Below are 16,164 nucleotides of genomic sequence, written 5' to 3'. Positions count from 1 at the left end.
CCCGTAACCGGGGGCTGCGCCCCCGGCCCCCCGCCAGGGGCTGCGCTCCCGGGGCCCGTCAGGGGCTGCGCCCCCGGCCCCCGCCAGGGCCCGCCCGGGGCTGGGGGTCGCCTTGGCGGTGGTGTGGTGTGCCTTGCCTGGCCCGGTGGCGGGGTTTGTTCCCCACCCCGCCCCTTCCCGTAACCGGGGGCTGCCGCCCCCGGCCCCCGCCAGGGGCTGTGCTCCCGGACCTCGGCTGCCCTGGGCCCGGGATCGGGGGGTTCTCCGAGTGGGTGTGCTTGAGCGCCGGACGGGGCGCTGGAAATCCAGCCCGTCCGGCGATTGAGGACCGGGGGCCGGGGCGGAGGCCCGGTTCGGGAAGGGGCGGGGCGGGGGGGACGCCGCTGCGCCGGAGCTACCGCTTCAGGGCTCGTTCGATCGTCCGCATGACCTCGCCCAGCGGGGCATCCGTGCGGGCCACCATGACCATCACGTCCTCCTCCTCGGTCGGCGTGGACACGTTCACCGCGGGGCGGCCCGCGCCGATGCCGGTGCCGAACGTTTCGCGCACGATGGCGAACGCGTGGTCCAGCTGCGCCTCGACGTCGCCCTCACCCCGCGCCCGCAGCCAGCGGCGCAGCACGTGGTTGTGGGCCGTGACCACCGCGGAGGCGGCGACCTCGGCCAGCAGGGGGTCGTCGTCGCCGTCGTGGTGGGCGCCCTCGTCGAAGTGGCCCAGGAGGTAGCGGGTGAACAGCCGCTCGTAGCGGGCCACCGAGGCGATCTCGCGCTCGCGCAGCGCGGGGACCTCGCGGGTCAGCCGGTAGCGCTCGACGGAGACCGCCGGGGAGGCCGCGTACATGCGCATGACCTCCTTGATGCCCCGGCACACCGTGTCCAGCGGGTTCTCATGGGGCGGTGCCGCGTCCAGCACCGCGGCGGCGCGCACCAGTGTGTCGTCGTGGTCCGGGAAGATGGCTTCTTCCTTGGACCGGAAATGGCGGAAAAACGTGCGTCGGGCCACGCCCGCTCTGGCCGCGATCTCGTCGACCGTCGTCGCCTCGTACCCCTGCGTCGCGAACAACTCCATGGCGGCCGCCGCGAGTTTGCGGCGCATGGTGAGGCGCTGGGCGGCGGCGCGGCGGCTGCCTGCGCTCTCGCCGCCGTTGGAGGAATTCGAGCGGTTACGCTGCGTACGAGCGGCCTTTACGGGCTGGGACATGTGGGGAACGTAACACGCTTGTGAGTGCTGGTGCGGGGGCGGACCGAAGGACGGTTCCAGCAGTCCACCCCAGCCCAGCGGATTCTCAGGCTTTCGCATACTCGCGGAAGCCGCGCCCCGTCTTGCGGCCCAGGCAGCCCGCCGCGACGAGGTGTTCCAGCAGCGGCGCGGGCGCCAGGCCCGGGTCGCGGAACGCGCGGTGGAGGACCTTCTCGATGGCCAGCGAGACGTCGAGACCGACCACGTCCAGCAGCTCGAAGGGGCCCATCGGATAGCCGCCGCCGAGCTTCATCGCGGCGTCGATGTCATCGGGCGACGCGTAGTGCTCCTGGACCATCTTCACCGCGTTGTTCAGATACGGGAACAGCAGGGCGTTGACGATGAACCCGGCCCGGTCGCCGCAGTCCACCGGGTGCTTGCCGACCTCCCGGCACACGGTGTGCGCGGTGGCCCGCACATCGTCCGAGGTCAGCACGGTGCACACGACCTCGACGAGCTTCATCGCGGGGGCCGGGTTGAAGAAGTGCAGGCCGATCACGTCCTGCGGGCGCGACGTGGCGCGGGCGCAGGCGATGACCGGCAGCGAGGAGGTGGTGGTGGCGAGCACCGCGCCCGGCTTGCAGACCTTGTCCAGCACGCCGAACAGCTCCTGCTTGACGGCCAGATCCTCGGCCACCGCCTCCACCACGAGGTCCGCGTCCGCGAAGGCGTCGAGGGAGTCGGCCGGGGTGATCCGGGCGAGCGCCCGGTCCCGCACCGCCTCCGTCATCCGGCCCTTGGCCACCGACCGCGCCAGCGACTTCGCGACCCGGGCCTTCGCGGCCGCCGCCTTCTCCCCGGTACGGGCCGCCAGCACCACCTCGTGGCCCGCCTTGGCGAACACCTCGGCGATGCCGCTCGCCATCGTGCCCGAGCCCGCGACGCCGACCACCCGCACCGGACGGCCCGATTCCGGCGACGGCGCCCGCAGGGCCGCGCCGTCCGGGACGGCGGTGCCGCTGCCGGGCGCCTCGTACGTATAGAAGCCTCGGCCCGCTTTACGGCCGGTGAGCCCGGCCTCGGCGAGCTGGCCCAGGATCGGCGCGGGGGCGTGCAGCCGGTCGCCGGAGGCCGCGTACATCGCCTCCAGGACGGTACGGGCCGTATCGATCCCGATCAGGTCCAGCAGGGCCAGCGGCCCCATCGGCAGCCCGCAGCCGAGCCGCATCGCGGCGTCGATGTCCTCGCGCGCCGCGTACCGCGACTCGTACATCGCGGCGGCCTGGTTGAGGTAGCCGAACAGCAGCCCGTCGGCGATGAAGCCCGGCCGGTCGCCGAGCGCGACCGGCTCCTTGCCCAGGTCGCGGGCGAGCGTGGTGACCGCCTCGATGGCGGCGGGCGCGGTCAGCACGCTGGAGACGATCTCCACCAGCTTCATGGCGGGCGCCGGGTTGAAGAAGTGCAGCCCCAACACGCGCTCGGGACGGGCGGATTCGGCCGCCAGCCGGGTCACGGAGAGGGCGTTGGTGCCGGTCGCCAGGATGGTGTCCGGGCGGACGACGGCGTCCAGCGCGGCGAAGACGTCACGCTTGATGCCGTAGTCCTCGGGCACCACCTCGACCACCAGATCCGCGTCCGCCGCGCCGGACACGTCGGTCGTGACGTGGAAGCGGTCGAGTGCGGCCGTCCGCTCGCGCTCGGTCATCCGGTCACGGCCCACCGCGCGGGCCGTGGCCACCTCCAGCGCGGTGACGGCCCGGCGGCAGGCGCTCTCGCTGATGTCGATGCCGATCACCCGACGCCCCGCACGGGCCAGGATTTCGGCGATGCCGGTGCCCATCGTGCCGAGCCCGACGACCGCGACAGTAGTGAGCGGGGCCCGAGAGGGGGAGAGATCAGAGGAGGAGGACGTGGGGCTGACGCCGGTCTGTGGGAGACGGTCCATCGCGGACTCCAGAGGGTGTTCCCCGGAAACGGGGATGAAGTGACGACTGGGACTGGCTGAGAGGAGCTGTTCGATGAGGAACGGAGGACGGACGCCGCGATACGGGCAATCCGGACGCGCGTCCGGCGCCTGCTGCGGGAACTCCTCCGGCACGCTCGAAAACTCCGACGGAAGGGCTTGCACGCTCCCTGGCGGACAGCGCCGCACGGAGGAAACTGCCCGTGGGAGACACACGGCGGGCCCTGTCCCGGGGCCGTGCCGTACTGCTGCTGAATGTGCCGAACCGACGTCACGCAAGGCGGCTGCGTCACCAGGCCGCCCGAGCAGGGGTGCTGCTCGTGTCGCCATATTAACTCGCGGGTAACCAAGACGCCAGAGCCGACTGTGAGTCCTGCGCGATGGCGCGGATCACCGGGGAGGGGAGACCTCGACACATGGACGACGAATTCCGCACGCTGACGGAGCGGGTACGGGCCTCGCTCACATCGCAACAGGAGACCGCGGCACACGCCTCGCTCCTCGCACTCGTACGGCAGGGCACCCCCGCCGCACGCGAACAGCTCGCCCGCATCCTGGTCGCGCCGGAGCAGCCGCTGTGGGCGCGCGAGACCGCCGCGTTCGTGCTCGGCAGCGCGGGCGACCGGCGGGCCTTCGAAACGCTCGTCCTGCTCCTCAACTACCGCGAACCCGCGCGCTGCGCGACCGCCGCCCGGGTGCTGGCCCGGCTCGACGATCCGCGCACCGCCCGTGCCGCGGCCGCCCTCGCCACGAATCCGCTGCGCACCGCGTACTCGCTGCACCCCATCCGGCTCCTCGTCGAACTCCGCGCCCCCGAGTCCGTACCGGCCCTGGTCGCGGCCCTGGAACGCCAGTTGGGCGCCCGGGACCGGCACTGGGTCATCGCCCGCGCGTGCGTCGAGGGGCTGGGCGCGATCGGCGACGAACGCGCCATCCCCGCGCTGAAGGCGGCGGCCGAGCACATACGGCTCAGCGCTGCGGCCGCCGCCGCCCTGGCCCGCATCAGCGGCGGCGGCTCCCTGGACCCCACCCCACCCCCACCCCGCCAGGGCCGCGCGAGCGTGCGATGACGCAGCCCCACGCGCCCCTTCCCCCACCCCGCCCCTCCCCGGGGGCCGGGGCCGGGCCCCGGTTCGGGGAGGGGCGGGGTGGGGTGGGGGATCAACTCCCCGGCAGGCGCAGGGCGTAGCGCAGCTCCGGCACCGCCGCCCCGTCCACCTTGTACGTCTCCGCGCCCCCATCCGCCCCGAAGCCCGCCCGCTCGTAGAAGCGGCGGGCGCGCCGGTTCTCCTCCAGCACCCACAGCCGCAGATGCGGGAAGCCGCGCTCGGCGACCCGGCGGCGGGTCTCGTCGAGGAGGGCGCGGCCGACGCCCGTGCCGAGCCGCGAGGGGTGGACGTAGAGGGCGTACAACTCGGCGTCCCCGGGCGGCACATCGCGGTCCCGGTACGGGCCGAAGCAGGACCAGCCGACCACCTCGCCGGTGTCGTCCTCCGCCACCAGGTTGACCACGTCGCCGAGCCCCCGGGAGAAGAACTCCCTACGCCGCTCGGCGTCCTCCTCGACGCTCAGGCCGTCCAGATACGTCTGCGGCATCAGCCCCCTGTAGGCCTTCTGCCACCCCCGCACCCGCACCGTCGCCACCGCGTCGATGTCGGACTCGGCCATCTCCCTTACCCACACCCCGTCCATATGTGTCCACCGTAGGTGGCTTGACCTTGTCACTGGCGGCAGGGACACACGATCTTCGCCATGGAAGATCACTCGAATCCGTATCCCGTCGCCCTCGTCACCGGAGCCGGTACCGGCATCGGCCGCGCCACCGCCCGCGCGCTCGCCGGGGAGGGGGCGCGCGTGGTGGCCGTCGGGCGGCGGGCGGAGCCACTGGCGGAGACGGCCCGCGGCCATGACCGCGTCCATCCGTTCGCCGCGGACATCACCGCACCCGCAGCCGCCGAGGACGTCGTCCGGCACGCCGTCGAGACGTACGGGCGGCTGGACGTCCTCGTGAACAACGCCGGGATCGTCCGCTCCGCGCCCCTGGAGGGCAGCACCCGCGAACTGACCACCAGCCACCTCGAAACCAACCTCGTCGCTCCCATCCTGCTCGCGCGGGCCGCCCTCGCCGCCCTGGAGGCGAGCGGCGGCGTGATCGTGAACGTGTCGAGCGCCGTCGGCCAGCGCGGCTGGCCGGGCAACGCGGTCTACGCCGCGACAAAGGCCGCGCTGGAGACGCTGACCCGCGGCTGGGCGGTGGAACTGGCGCCGCGCGGCGTGCGGGTGGTGGCCGTGGCGCCCGGGGCGATCGAGACGCCGATCTCGGACCACTCGGGGCTGTCGCCCGAGCGGCGGGCCGAGGTGCGCGCCTGGCAGCTCGCCCACACCCCGCTGGGGCGGATCGGACGTCCCGAGGAGGTGGCGTGGGCGATCAGCCGACTCGCCTCGCCCGGCGCCTCGTTCATCACCGGGGCGGTCCTGCCCGTGGACGGCGGGGCCATCGTCGGCTGAACGGAGCTGATAGAACGGCACCGGAGGTGGGGACCGGTGCGGATCGGGGAACTGGCGGCGGCGACCGGCACGACGCCGCGCGCGCTGCGCCACTACGAGCAGGCGGGGCTGATCACCTCCGCGCGGGCGCACAACGGCTACCGGGTGTACGACGAGCTGGCCGCCGTCCGCGTCCGCAACATCCGCCATCTGCTCGCGGTGGGCCTCACCCTGGACGACGTCCGCTGCTTCCTGCCGTGCCTGGACGGCGACATGGCCACGGCGCCGCCCAGCGCCGAGGGGCTCGGCATCGCCCGCGCCCGGCTCGCCGTACTCGACGCCCGGATCGCCGCCCAGACCGAGGCCCGCGACCGCCTCGCGCAGGCTCTGGGGGAAGTCGCTCACAGCAGCGACAGCTGCGCCGGGCCCTGTGGATAACCTTCCCCGGGACCCGGCCCGGGGCCCGGCTCGGGGACGGCGCGGTGCGCGCCCGCCTCGTACGGTCCGATCCCGTACTCGGCGGCGAAGTCGTGCACCATCCCGGTGATCCGCCGCTGGTACCACTTCGGGGCGTACGAGCCGCTCCCGTACAGGGCGTCGTAGCGCTTCAGCAGGTGCGGATGGTGCTGGGTGAGCCAGGCCGTGAACCATTCGCGGGCGCCGGGGCGCAGATGCAGGACGAGCGGGGTCGCCGACGTCGCGCCCGCTTCGGCGATGGCGCGGACGGTCGCGCGCAGTTGCTCGGGGGAGTCGCTGAGGAAGGGGATCACCGGGGCCATCAGCACCCCGCAGGGGACGCCGTGCTCGGACAGCGCCCGCACGGCGTCGAGGCGCCGCTCGGGGGAGGGCGTGCCGGGTTCGACGGTGCGCCATAGCTCACGGTCGGTGAAGCCGACGGAGACCGAGACGCCGACGTCGGTCACGCGCGCCGCCCGTCGCAGCAGCTCCAGATCGCGCAGGATCAGCGTGCCCTTGGTGAGGATGGAGAAAGGATTGGCGCGCTCGATGAGCGCGCCGAGGATGCCGGGCATGAGCCCGTAGCGGCCTTCCGCCCTTTGGTAGCAGTCCACGTTGGTCCCCATGGCGATGTGCTCGCCGCGCCAGCGCGGGGCGGCCAGCTCGCGCCGCAGCAGCTCCGGGGCGTTGACCTTGACCACGACCTGGGTGTCGAAGTCGCGCCCGGTGTCGAGGTCGAGATAGCTGTGCGTCTTGCGCGCGAAGCAGTAGACGCAGGCATGGGTGCAGCCCCGGTACGGGTTCACGGTCCATTCGAACGGCATCCGGGACGCCCCGGGCACCCGGTTCACGATCGAACGCGCGCGGATCTCGTGGAAGGTGATACCTCGGAACTCAGGGGTGTCGAACGTGCGGCTGACGACCGCGTCGGCGGCGAAGAGGGCCGGGGTGGCCGTCTCGCCGTCGCCTGTCAGGTTGTCCCAGCGCATGGCACCCACCTCCGGTGGTCTCGCTCACTACCACAATAGAACACATGTTCCCTTCGTTTTCGTCAACCCCGAATTTGGGCGGGTGACCCCCAGGTGGTTGGCTTGCCAGCGCAGGGCAAGGGCGCCGGCGCGCACGTACGCGAGGCAGCGCACACGTACGCGAGGGCAGCGCAACCGCAACCATCGGAGGAAAGAGCAATGGGCCAGGTCGAGGCCACCACGGAGCGCATCGTCACGGGCAAGCCCGAGGACGTGTTCGACGCGCTCGCCGACTACCGCGAGGTCCGCCCCCGGCTGCTCACCGAGCAGTTCAGCGAGTACGAGGTCCGTGAGGGCGGCGACGGCGAAGGCACTCTGGTGCACTGGCGGCTCCAGGCCACCAGCAAGCGGGTGCGCGACTGCCTGCTGGAGGTCTCCGAGCCGACCGACGGGCAGCTCGTGGAGAAGGACCGCAACTCCTCCATGGTCACCACCTGGACCGTCACCCCGGCCGGGGAGGGCAAGGCCCGGGTCGTCGTGACCTCCGTATGGAACGGCGCGGGCGGCATCGGCGGCTTCTTCGAGCGCACCTTCGCGCCCAAGGGCCTCGCCCGCATCTACGACGGCGTGCTGGAGAAGCTGGCGGCGCAACTCCCGGCCGGGGGCGCCCAGTAGCTCCGTCCACAGCGCCCGTCCGCCCTGGCGGCACGGTCACCGGTTCGGGTGGTTTTCTCCGCGGTGCGCTCCCCAGGCGCACACGCTCTCACTTGCGGTAAAGCCACCCGGACCCGTCTCTTTATCGATTCGTCGCGCTTGCCCCTAGTTGTCGCGCAATGCGAGAAATGGGCGGCGGCGCAGGCGTGACGATGGGGAGACAGACGTGGGCGGGATCACCGAGACCACCTTCGCGAAGGGCCAACGGTCAGCAGGCGCACCCGCCCGCGCCACCGGTGGAACCGGCGAAGGCGACGGAACCGGCGAGAGTGATGGAACGGCGGGACGGCGGACCGACGACGGCCCGCCACCGGGCGGCCCCGCGTCCGAAGGGCCCGCCGGGGCGGGGCTGAGCCCGGCCCGGGTGCGGACGGTCTTCCTCGGGCTGATGCTCGCCCTGCTGCTGGCCGCCCTCGACCAGACGATCGTCGCCACCGCCCTCCCCGAGGTCGTCGGTGAACTCCACGGCCTGGACAAGATGTCCTGGACCGTCACCTCCTACCTCCTCGCCGTCACCATCGTCCTGCCGGTCTACGGCAAGCTCGGCGATCTCGTCGGCCGCAAGAGCGTGTTCATCTTCGCGATCGTCGTCTTCGTGGCGGGCTCCGCGCTCGCCGGATGGTCGCGCACGATGGACGAGCTGATCATCTTCCGCGCGGTGCAGGGCGTGGGCGCGGGCGGGCTGATGATCGGCGTCCAGGCGATCATCGCGGACATCGTGCCGCCCCGGGAGCGCGGCCGCTACATGGGGCTCATCGGGGCCGCGTTCGGCCTCGCGTCGGTGGCCGGGCCGCTGATCGGGGGCTTCTTCACCGACCACGCCTCATGGCGCTGGTGCTTCTACGTCAACGTCCCGTTCGGCCTGGTCACGCTCGCCGTCGTGGCGGCCGTCCTCAAGGTGCCCGAACCGCTGCGGCGGCCGCGCTTCGACTACCTGGGCGCCCTGTTCCTCACCATGTTCTCCACCTGCGCGGTGCTGCTGACGAGTTGGGGCGGTACGGAGTACAGCTGGCACTCGCGCGTCATCCTCGGGCTCGCCCTGGGCGCGGCGGGCTCCGCGATCCTCTTCGTCGTCGTCGAGTGTGTCGTGCCCGAACCGCTCATGCCGATGCGGATGTTCCGCGATTCGGTCTTCTGCGTCTCCGGACTCATCGGCGCGGTGATCGGCGTCGCGCTGTTCGGCGCCGCCAGCTATCTGCCGACCTTCTTACAGATGGTCGACGGCGTCTCGGCCACCGAGTCGGGGCTGCTGATGGTGCCGATGATGGGCGGCATGGTGCTGTCCTCGATCATCTCCGGCCAGCTCATCAGCGCCACCGGCCGCTACAAGGTCTTCCCCATCGTCGGCGGTCTCATCTCGGTCGGCGGCATGTGGCTGCTCTCCCGGCTGGAGGAGGACACCTCCCGCCAGGACTACAGCCTCTGGATGGGCGTCCTCGGGTTCGGCATCGGGCTCGTCCTGCCGGTGCTGATCCTCTCCGTGCAGAACTCCGTATCGCCCGACGACCTCGGCTCGGCCACCAGCGCCAACAACTACTTCCGGCAGATCGGCGGCAGTGTCGGCGCGGCCATCTTCGGCACGCTCTTCGCCCACCGGCTCGCCGACCGCCTCGCCGAGGAGTTCCCCAAGGGGGTCAAGGGGGGCGCCGCGACGGGAGACGTCCGGGCCACCGGAGGGCCGGAGGTGCCCGACCCCGACTCCGTCACCCCGCAGATCGTCCACGCGATGCCGCGCGCCCTGCGCGACGGCTACATCACGGCGTACGCGGACGCCATACCGCGGATCTTCCTCTACCTCGTGCCGGTGCTCGTTCTGGGCTTCCTGCTCGCCTTCCTGCTGAAGGAGAAACCACTGGTGTCCCACACCGACTACGCCGTCCAGCCAGACCCCGGCGTCCAGCCGGATCCCGTCGTACCGGCGGCGCGCTCGGTGCCCCGGCACGCCGGTCCGCCCGCGCCGCCGCCCGTCGCGGGCATCCCGGTCTGCGGCACCGTCCAGCACCACGACGGCACCTCGGTCCCGAGGGCCGCGCTCACCCTCATCGACGTCAGCGGCCGCCAGATCGGCCGGGGTGCCACCGGCGAGGACGGGCGGTACGCGCTGAGCACGCCCGGTACCGGGTCGTACGTCCTGATCGCGTCGGCCGGAGGCCACCAGCCGAGGGCGGTCAGCGTCACGGTCGGCGACCGCCCGGTCGAGCTGGACGTCGTCCTGGGCGGCGCGGGCCGCCTCGCCGGGTCCGTCCTCACGGCGGACGGCACGCCCGTACGGGACGCGACGGTCACCCTCACCGACGTACGCGGCGAGGTCGTCGCCTCCACGCGCAGCGGACGGGAAGGGGGCTACGTGATGACCGAACTGGTCGCCGGGGAGTACACCCTGGCCGCCAGCGCGCCCGCCTTCCGTCCCGCCGCCCTCCCGGTCACCGTGCAGGCCGCCCGCGAGACCCGCCAGGACATCGAACTGGCCGGTGGCGCGGTGCTGCGCGGCGTCGTCCGGGCCGGTGGCGGCCGTATCGTCGAGGACGCCCGGGTCACGCTGCTGGACGCGGCCGGGAACGTGGTCGACACCGCGACGACCGGCGCGGACGGGGCCTTCCGCTTCATCGACCTGTCGGCGGGCGAGTACACGGTGATCGCGGCGGGCTACCCCCCGGTCGCGACGGTGCTCCAGGTGGCGGGCGGCGGCCGTACGGAACGCGATCTGCACCTGGGCCACGAGGACTGACGACCGGTCGGCCTTGAAGGCTGACGACCACCACCGGTCGGCCACGGAAACCGACCACCACCGGGCGCCCGCGCCCCGGACCCCGCCTTCCGCCGGGGTCCGGGGCGCGGGCTTCGCACAGGTGTCCGCGACCTCGCACAAGATGACACCTATTCGGGTATTGGCCCGCGCCGTGACCGGCCCCCGCCGTACCGTTGAAGACGGTGGTGCGGGCGTTGCGTGCGAAGGAGTCTTCCGCCTATGGAGCATGGCACGGAGGTGTCCGGCCGGATCCCGCTCGCGGTGGCCGTCGTCGACGCCGACGGGCTGGTCACGCACTGGAGTTCCGGCGCCCGCAAGCTCTTCGGACGTACCCGCGAGCAGGCCATCGGCGCCCCCGCCGTCGATCTGATGCCGGTCTCGGGGGCCCTGCGCGGCGAGGACCTTGACGACGCGGCGGACGGCGCTCTCGGTGGCCCGCGCTCCTACCCGACAGCGGGCCGCGCCCGGATGACCCTCTCAGCCGACACCGCCCACGCCGACGTTCTGTGGTGGGCGTACCCGCTCGCCGGACCGGGCCCCGAGCGGCTGCTCGTGCTGGCGGCGGACGCCACGGGGCTCACCACAGGCGCCCCGGATGAGCGGGTCGCGCCGGGTTTCGCGCTGCACACCGAGTTCCCCGGCGCCGACCTGCTGGCCGGGCGGCTGCCGGACATCCTGCCGAACATGGGCCCGGCCACCGGCGGCCGGATCGTCGCCCAGATCCTCGAACTCGGCTACCCGGTCCTGGAGATCAGCCACCACGCACGGGTCCCGGTGACCCCGGACTGGGGCATGCCCCGCTACCGCGAGCGCCAGGTGCGCCGGGCGGCCCTGCGCCGCGTGGCCGATCCGCCACCCCGCCCCGCAGCGCTCGATGACGCCGACGACCCCGAGCACCGCGAATACGCCGACGATCCCGAAGACCTCGAATACGCCGCCGTCCGCGAGCGCCTGGAGTTCCTGAACGAGGTCAGCGGACGCATCGGCAGCTCCCTCGACCTGGCCCGCACCATCCGCGAGGTGACCAGCGCCGCCGTCCCCCGCTTCGCGGACTTCGCCGGTACGCACCTGCGCGCCCAGGTCCTCGCGGGCGAGGGCTTCCCCGACGGCCCGCCCGACGTCACCACCGTCTGGCACCGCGTCTGGGTCGAGCACAACGACGAACCGGGGCGCTGGGACGACACGGTGCCGGTCGGGGAGAGCATCGCGTTCCCCGAGCACACCCCGTTCTTCCAGTGCATGGTCACCGGCGAACCCGTGCTCATCCCGTATCTCAGCGACGAGTTGGGCGACCGGATCGCCGGGCAGTTCGAGAAGCGGGACCTGCGCCCGTTGATCAACGGCCGGTCGATCCTCATCGTGCCGCTCAAGGCGCGCGATGTGGTGCTGGGTTTCATGGTGCTGCTGCGGCGCGCGGGCCGTGCGGAGTTCGACGGCATGGACCGCACGACCGGGGCCGAACTCGCCGCCCGCGCCGGGCTCGTACTCGACAACGCCCGGATGTACACGTACCAGGAGAACGTGGCCGAGACCCTGCAGGACAGCATGCTGCCCCAGGTGACGCCGCGCATGGCGGGCTGTGACACCGCCACCCGCTATCTGCCCGGCACCCGGCTCGGCCGGGTCGGCGGCGACTGGTTCGACGCCATCAAGCTGTCCGGTTCGCGCACCGCCCTCGTCGTCGGCGACGTGATGGGGCACGGGCTGAACTCGGCCGCGATGATGGGCCAGTTGCGCACCGCCGTGCAGACCATGGCCGCCCTCGACCTGCCGCCCGCGCAGCTGCTGCGCAACCTGGACGACCTGGCGCAGCGGCTCGGCGAGCACTATCTGGCCACCTGTCTGTACGCGGTCTACGACCCGATCGGATCCGAGCTGCTGATCGCCAACGCGGGCCATATCCCGCCCGTGCTGGTCCGCGCCCAGGACGGCCGCGCCGAGCTGCTGGACCTGCCGACCGGCGCGCCGATCGGGGTGGGCGGGGTGCCGTTCGAGACGGCCCGGGTGCGGGTCGCGCCCGGCGACCGGCTCATCCTGTGTACGGACGGCCTGGTCGAGGTGCGCGGCCAGGACATCGGCGCCGGACTCGCGGCGCTGTGCGAGTCCGCCGCCCATCCGGCGGTGTCGATGGACGACGCGTGCGACACCATCATCCGCGCGCTCGCCGCCTCGTCCCGGGAGCAGGACGGGCGCGGCGGCCGCAAGGACGATGTGGCCCTCCTGATGGCCCGGCTGAACGGCATCCCCTCCGACGACGTCGCGCAGTGGCGGCTGGCCCTCGACCCGGGCGAGGTGGGCCGGGCCCGCCGCCTGGTCCGCGAGCGGCTGCTGCGCTGGGGCCTCCCGCACGCCGTGGAGACCGCCGAACTACTCGTCAGCGAGACCGTGACCAACGCGGTGGGCCATGCCCACACCCACCATGTGGTGCTGCGCCTGGTACGCACCGAGGCGCTGCTGTGCGAGGTCTCGGACGACGACCACGAGCTGCCCGCGCTGCTGAGCGCCGGTCCCGAGGATGAGTACGGGCGCGGGCTGCGGGTAGTGAGCGAGCTGGCCAGGGAGTGGGGCACGAGCCGGACACGGCAGGGCAAGACCGTCTGGTTCGAGCAGGCCCTGCCACGGACCGGCGTACGTGGGGAGCGGCGATGAGCGTGTCGGAGCGTTACCGGGAAGCGTGGGAGAGCTACTGGCGGGGCACCTCGGACGCGCCGGGGGAGGCCATCTGGGACGCCGACCCGTCGCTGAGCGCCGCCCGGGACGTCGACCGCCTGACCCCGCACGCCGACCTCTCCCTCCCCATCCTCGACCTGGGCTGCGGGAACGGCACCCAGACCCGCTATCTGGCCACCCGCTTCGGCCGCGCTCTGGGCGTCGACCTGTCCCACGCGGCGGTCGAGCACGCGCGCCGCGCCGATACGGCCGGGGCCGTCGCCGAGTTCCGGCAGCTGAGCCTCACCGACGCCGTGGCGGTGGGGGAGCTGCACGAGCGGATCGGCGACGCCAACGTCTATATGCGCGCCGTCATCCACCAGAGCGACGCACCCGACCGCCGCCTCGTCGCCGAAGCGGTGGCCACCCTGGTCGGCCACCGGGGCCGGGGCTTCGTCGCGGAGCTGACGGAGGAGTCCAAGACGACGCTGGCCCGCCTGGCCGAGAGCCCCGGCGGCCCGCCCCTCAAGCTCCGCCGCGTCTTCGACCACGGCCTGCGGCCCGCCGACGCGGGGACCACCGAGATCCCGGAGCTGCTGGTGGCGGCGGGGCTGCGGATCCTGGCCGAGGGGCCCACGGCGCTCGCCCAGACGGAGCAATGGGCCGACGGTTCACGGGTGGAGCTACCGGCCCGGTGGTTCGTGGTGGCCCGTGCGCCGGGGCCCGGAAGGGTTATCCACAGGGGTGGTTCGGCTCCCGAACACCGCGTAACGTAACGAACCATGAAGATCCTCATCAGCGCCGACATGGAGGGCGCCACCGGCGTGACCTGGCCGGGCGACTGCCTGCCCGGCACCCCGCAGTGGGAGCGTTTCCGGCGCCCGTTCACCTCCGATGTGAACGCGGCGGTGCTGGGGTTCTTCGACGGCGGCGCGGACGAGGTGCTCATCAACGAGGCGCACTGGTCCATGCGCAATCTGCTGCTGGAGGAGCTGGACCCGAGGGCGGAGCTGGTCACCGGGCGGCATAAGACGCTGAGCATGGTCGAGGGGGTGCAGCACGGCGATGTGGACGGGGTGGCGTTCATCGGGTACCACACCGGCGCGGGCACCGAGGGAGTCCTCGCGCACACCTATCTCCCCAACTCCGTGACCGGCGTCTGGGCGAACGGGGCCCGGGCGAGCGAGGGGCTGCTGAACTCGCTGGTGGTCGCCGAGTACGGGGTGCCGGTGGTGCTGATCACGGGTGACGACATGACGTGTCGGGACGCCAAGGGCTATGCGCCGGAGGCCCGGTGCGTCGCCGTCAAGGACTACGTCTCGCGGTACGCGGCGGTGTGCCGCACCCCCGCCCGTACCGCCGCCGACATCCGGGAGGCGGCGCGGGAGGCCGCCGTGCTGGCGGTGCGCCACGAGCCCCCGCACCGGGGGCCGTTCACCATCGAGCTGGAGTTCGACGCCGAGCATCTGGTGGGGGCGGCGAGCGTCGTACCGGGCGTGGAGCGCAGCGGTGAGCGGCGCGTCGCCTACACCTCACCGACCATGTACGAGGGGATCCGCTGCTTCAAGGCGGTCACGACCGTCGTATCGGCCGCGGTGGAGGAGCAGTATGGCTGACACGGCCCGCAGCAATATGGCTGACCCGTCCCGCCCATCCCGTCCGTCCCGTCCGGAGGCGATCGACGAGCTGGCGCTGGAGGAGGTGGTGCGGTTCACCTCCGAGCTGATCGCGATCGACACCACCAACCGTGGCGGAGGGGAGTGTTCGGAGCGCCCCGCCGCCGAGTACGTGGCGGAGATGCTCAGCGATGTGGACATCGACCCCACGCTGCTGGAGCGTTCGCCCGGGCGCACCAATGTGGTCGCCCGGATCGAGGGCACCGAGCCCGCCGCGCCCGCGCTGCTCGTCCACGGCCACCTCGACGTGGTGCCCGCCGAGCCTGCCGACTGGACCGTGCACCCCTTCTCCGGGGAGGTGCGCGACGGGGTGGTGTGGGGCCGGGGCGCCATCGACATGAAGAACATGGACGCGATGGTCCTCGCCGTCGTCCGGGCCTGGGCTCGGGCCGGGGTGCGGCCCCGGCGGGACATCGTGCTGGCCTTCACCGCCGACGAGGAGGACAGCGCCGCCTGGGGCTCCGGCTACCTCGCCGACCAGCACCCCGAGCTGTTCGAGGGCTGCACCGAGGGCATCAGCGAATCCGGCGCGTTCACCTTTCACGCCGGGCCCGGGCTGCGGCTCTACCCCATCGCGGCGGGGGAGCGCGGCACGGCCTGGCTGAGGCTCACCGCGCGCGGCCGGGCCGGTCACGGCTCGAAGGTCAACCGGGCCAACGCGGTCAGCCGCCTGGCCGCCGCCGTCGCCCGCATCGGCGACCACCGCTGGCCGGTCCGGCTGACGCCCACCGTCAAGGCGGCGCTCACCGAGATCGCCGCCCTCCAGGACATCCCGGCCGATGTGGACGCGCCCGGCTTCGACGTCGACGAACTGCTCGCCAAGCTGGGCCCGGCCGCCGCCCTCATCGAGCCGACCGTGCGCAACAGCGCCAACCCGACGGTCCTGGAGGCCGGTTACAAGATCAATGTGATTCCCGGCAGCGCCTCCGCCTATGTGGACGGGCGGATGCTGCCCGGCGGCGAGGACGAGTTCCGGGACACCCTCGACCAGCTCACCGGCCCGGACGTGGACTGGGAGTTCCACCACCGCGAGGTCCCGCTCCAGGCCCCGGTCGGGCCCGAGGCGCCCACGTACGAGGCGATGTGCGCCGCCGTCCAGCGCTTCGACCCGGGCGGTCACGCCGTGCCGTACTGCATGTCGGGCGGCACCGACGCCAAGCAGTTCTCCCGGCTCGGCATCCGTGGCTACGGCTTCTCGCCGCTGCGGCTGCCCGAGGGCTTCGACTACCAGGCGCTCTACCACGGGGTGGACGAGCGGGTCCCGGTCGACGCCCTGCACTTCGGCGTCCGGGTGCTCGACCACTTCCTGCAGAGGGCGTGAG

The 16,164-nt window shown here is 72.8% G+C and carries 13 protein-coding genes; 9 read left to right on the top strand and 4 right to left on the bottom strand.

Going from position 1 to position 16,164, the window contains the following annotated elements; genetic code table 11:
- Positions 1-394: 394 nt before the first annotated feature.
- Positions 395-1,201, bottom strand: a complete 807-nt coding sequence (locus ACWC5C_RS28575) for a TetR family transcriptional regulator (protein ID WP_450879919.1) — start codon at positions 1,199-1,201, stop codon at positions 395-397.
- An 85-nt stretch (positions 1,202-1,286) separates the two neighbouring features.
- Positions 1,287-3,125: a 3-hydroxyacyl-CoA dehydrogenase family protein gene (locus tag ACWC5C_RS28570; protein ID WP_450879917.1), complete on the bottom strand. Its 1,839-nt coding sequence runs from the start codon at positions 3,123-3,125 to the stop codon at positions 1,287-1,289.
- Between the two features lie 434 nt (positions 3,126-3,559).
- Here ACWC5C_RS28570 and ACWC5C_RS28565 point away from each other — a divergent pair, with 434 nt between their 5' ends.
- A complete protein-coding gene (locus ACWC5C_RS28565) occupies positions 3,560-4,213 on the top strand; it encodes a HEAT repeat domain-containing protein (RefSeq protein ID WP_450879915.1) in 654 nt (217 codons plus the stop codon).
- A gap of 91 nt (positions 4,214-4,304) precedes the next feature.
- Here ACWC5C_RS28565 and ACWC5C_RS28560 read toward each other — a convergent pair whose 3' ends face one another.
- Complete coding sequence (locus ACWC5C_RS28560) at positions 4,305-4,811, bottom strand: N-acetyltransferase family protein (protein WP_450879913.1); 507 nt, start codon at positions 4,809-4,811, stop codon at positions 4,305-4,307.
- 84 nt (positions 4,812-4,895) lie between these two features.
- Between ACWC5C_RS28560 and ACWC5C_RS28555 the strand changes: the two genes are divergently transcribed.
- Complete coding sequence (locus tag ACWC5C_RS28555) at positions 4,896-5,651, top strand: SDR family NAD(P)-dependent oxidoreductase (protein ID WP_450879911.1); 756 nt, start codon at positions 4,896-4,898, stop codon at positions 5,649-5,651.
- Positions 5,652-5,687: 36 nt separating this feature from the next.
- Positions 5,688-6,068: a MerR family transcriptional regulator gene (locus tag ACWC5C_RS28550; RefSeq protein WP_450879909.1), complete on the top strand. Its 381-nt coding sequence runs from the start codon at positions 5,688-5,690 to the stop codon at positions 6,066-6,068.
- Here the strand turns inward: ACWC5C_RS28550 and ACWC5C_RS28545 are convergent.
- Positions 6,032-7,075, bottom strand: a complete 1,044-nt coding sequence (locus tag ACWC5C_RS28545) for an Rv2578c family radical SAM protein (RefSeq protein WP_450879907.1) — start codon at positions 7,073-7,075, stop codon at positions 6,032-6,034. The two genes, ACWC5C_RS28550 and ACWC5C_RS28545, sit on opposite strands and share 37 nt — an antisense overlap.
- Positions 7,076-7,273: 198 nt before the next feature.
- On the opposite strand from ACWC5C_RS28545, the gene ACWC5C_RS28540 reads away from it, so the two are divergent.
- The 6 genes from ACWC5C_RS28540 (at position 7,274) to ACWC5C_RS28515 (ending at position 16,163) form a co-directional block, all read left to right on the top strand.
- Positions 7,274-7,729, top strand: coding sequence for an SRPBCC family protein (locus ACWC5C_RS28540; protein ID WP_385446950.1), 456 nt, complete (start codon positions 7,274-7,276; stop codon positions 7,727-7,729).
- Between the two features lie 205 nt (positions 7,730-7,934).
- Positions 7,935-10,496, top strand: coding sequence for an MFS transporter (locus ACWC5C_RS28535; RefSeq protein ID WP_450879905.1), 2,562 nt, complete (start codon positions 7,935-7,937; stop codon positions 10,494-10,496).
- A gap of 240 nt (positions 10,497-10,736) precedes the next feature.
- A complete protein-coding gene (locus ACWC5C_RS28530) occupies positions 10,737-13,166 on the top strand; it encodes a SpoIIE family protein phosphatase (RefSeq protein ID WP_450879903.1) in 2,430 nt (809 codons plus the stop codon).
- Positions 13,163-13,942, top strand: a complete 780-nt coding sequence (locus ACWC5C_RS28525; protein ID WP_450879901.1) for a class I SAM-dependent methyltransferase — start codon at positions 13,163-13,165, stop codon at positions 13,940-13,942. The genes ACWC5C_RS28530 and ACWC5C_RS28525 overlap by 4 nt, the downstream gene beginning before the upstream one ends.
- A gap of 6 nt (positions 13,943-13,948) precedes the next feature.
- Positions 13,949-14,782: a M55 family metallopeptidase gene (locus ACWC5C_RS28520; RefSeq protein ID WP_450879899.1), complete on the top strand. Its 834-nt coding sequence runs from the start codon at positions 13,949-13,951 to the stop codon at positions 14,780-14,782.
- Positions 14,783-14,798: 16 nt separating this feature from the next.
- Positions 14,799-16,163 (top strand): M20/M25/M40 family metallo-hydrolase, encoded by a 1,365-nt coding sequence (locus tag ACWC5C_RS28515; RefSeq protein ID WP_450880049.1) that lies wholly within the window; start codon positions 14,799-14,801, stop codon positions 16,161-16,163.
- Position 16,164: the final 1 nt, after the last annotated feature.

This window comes from Streptomyces sp. NPDC001700, from assembly GCF_053596435.1.
The sequence above is the reverse complement of the archived record's forward strand: the minus strand, read 5'-3'. Positions and strand labels throughout refer to the sequence as shown.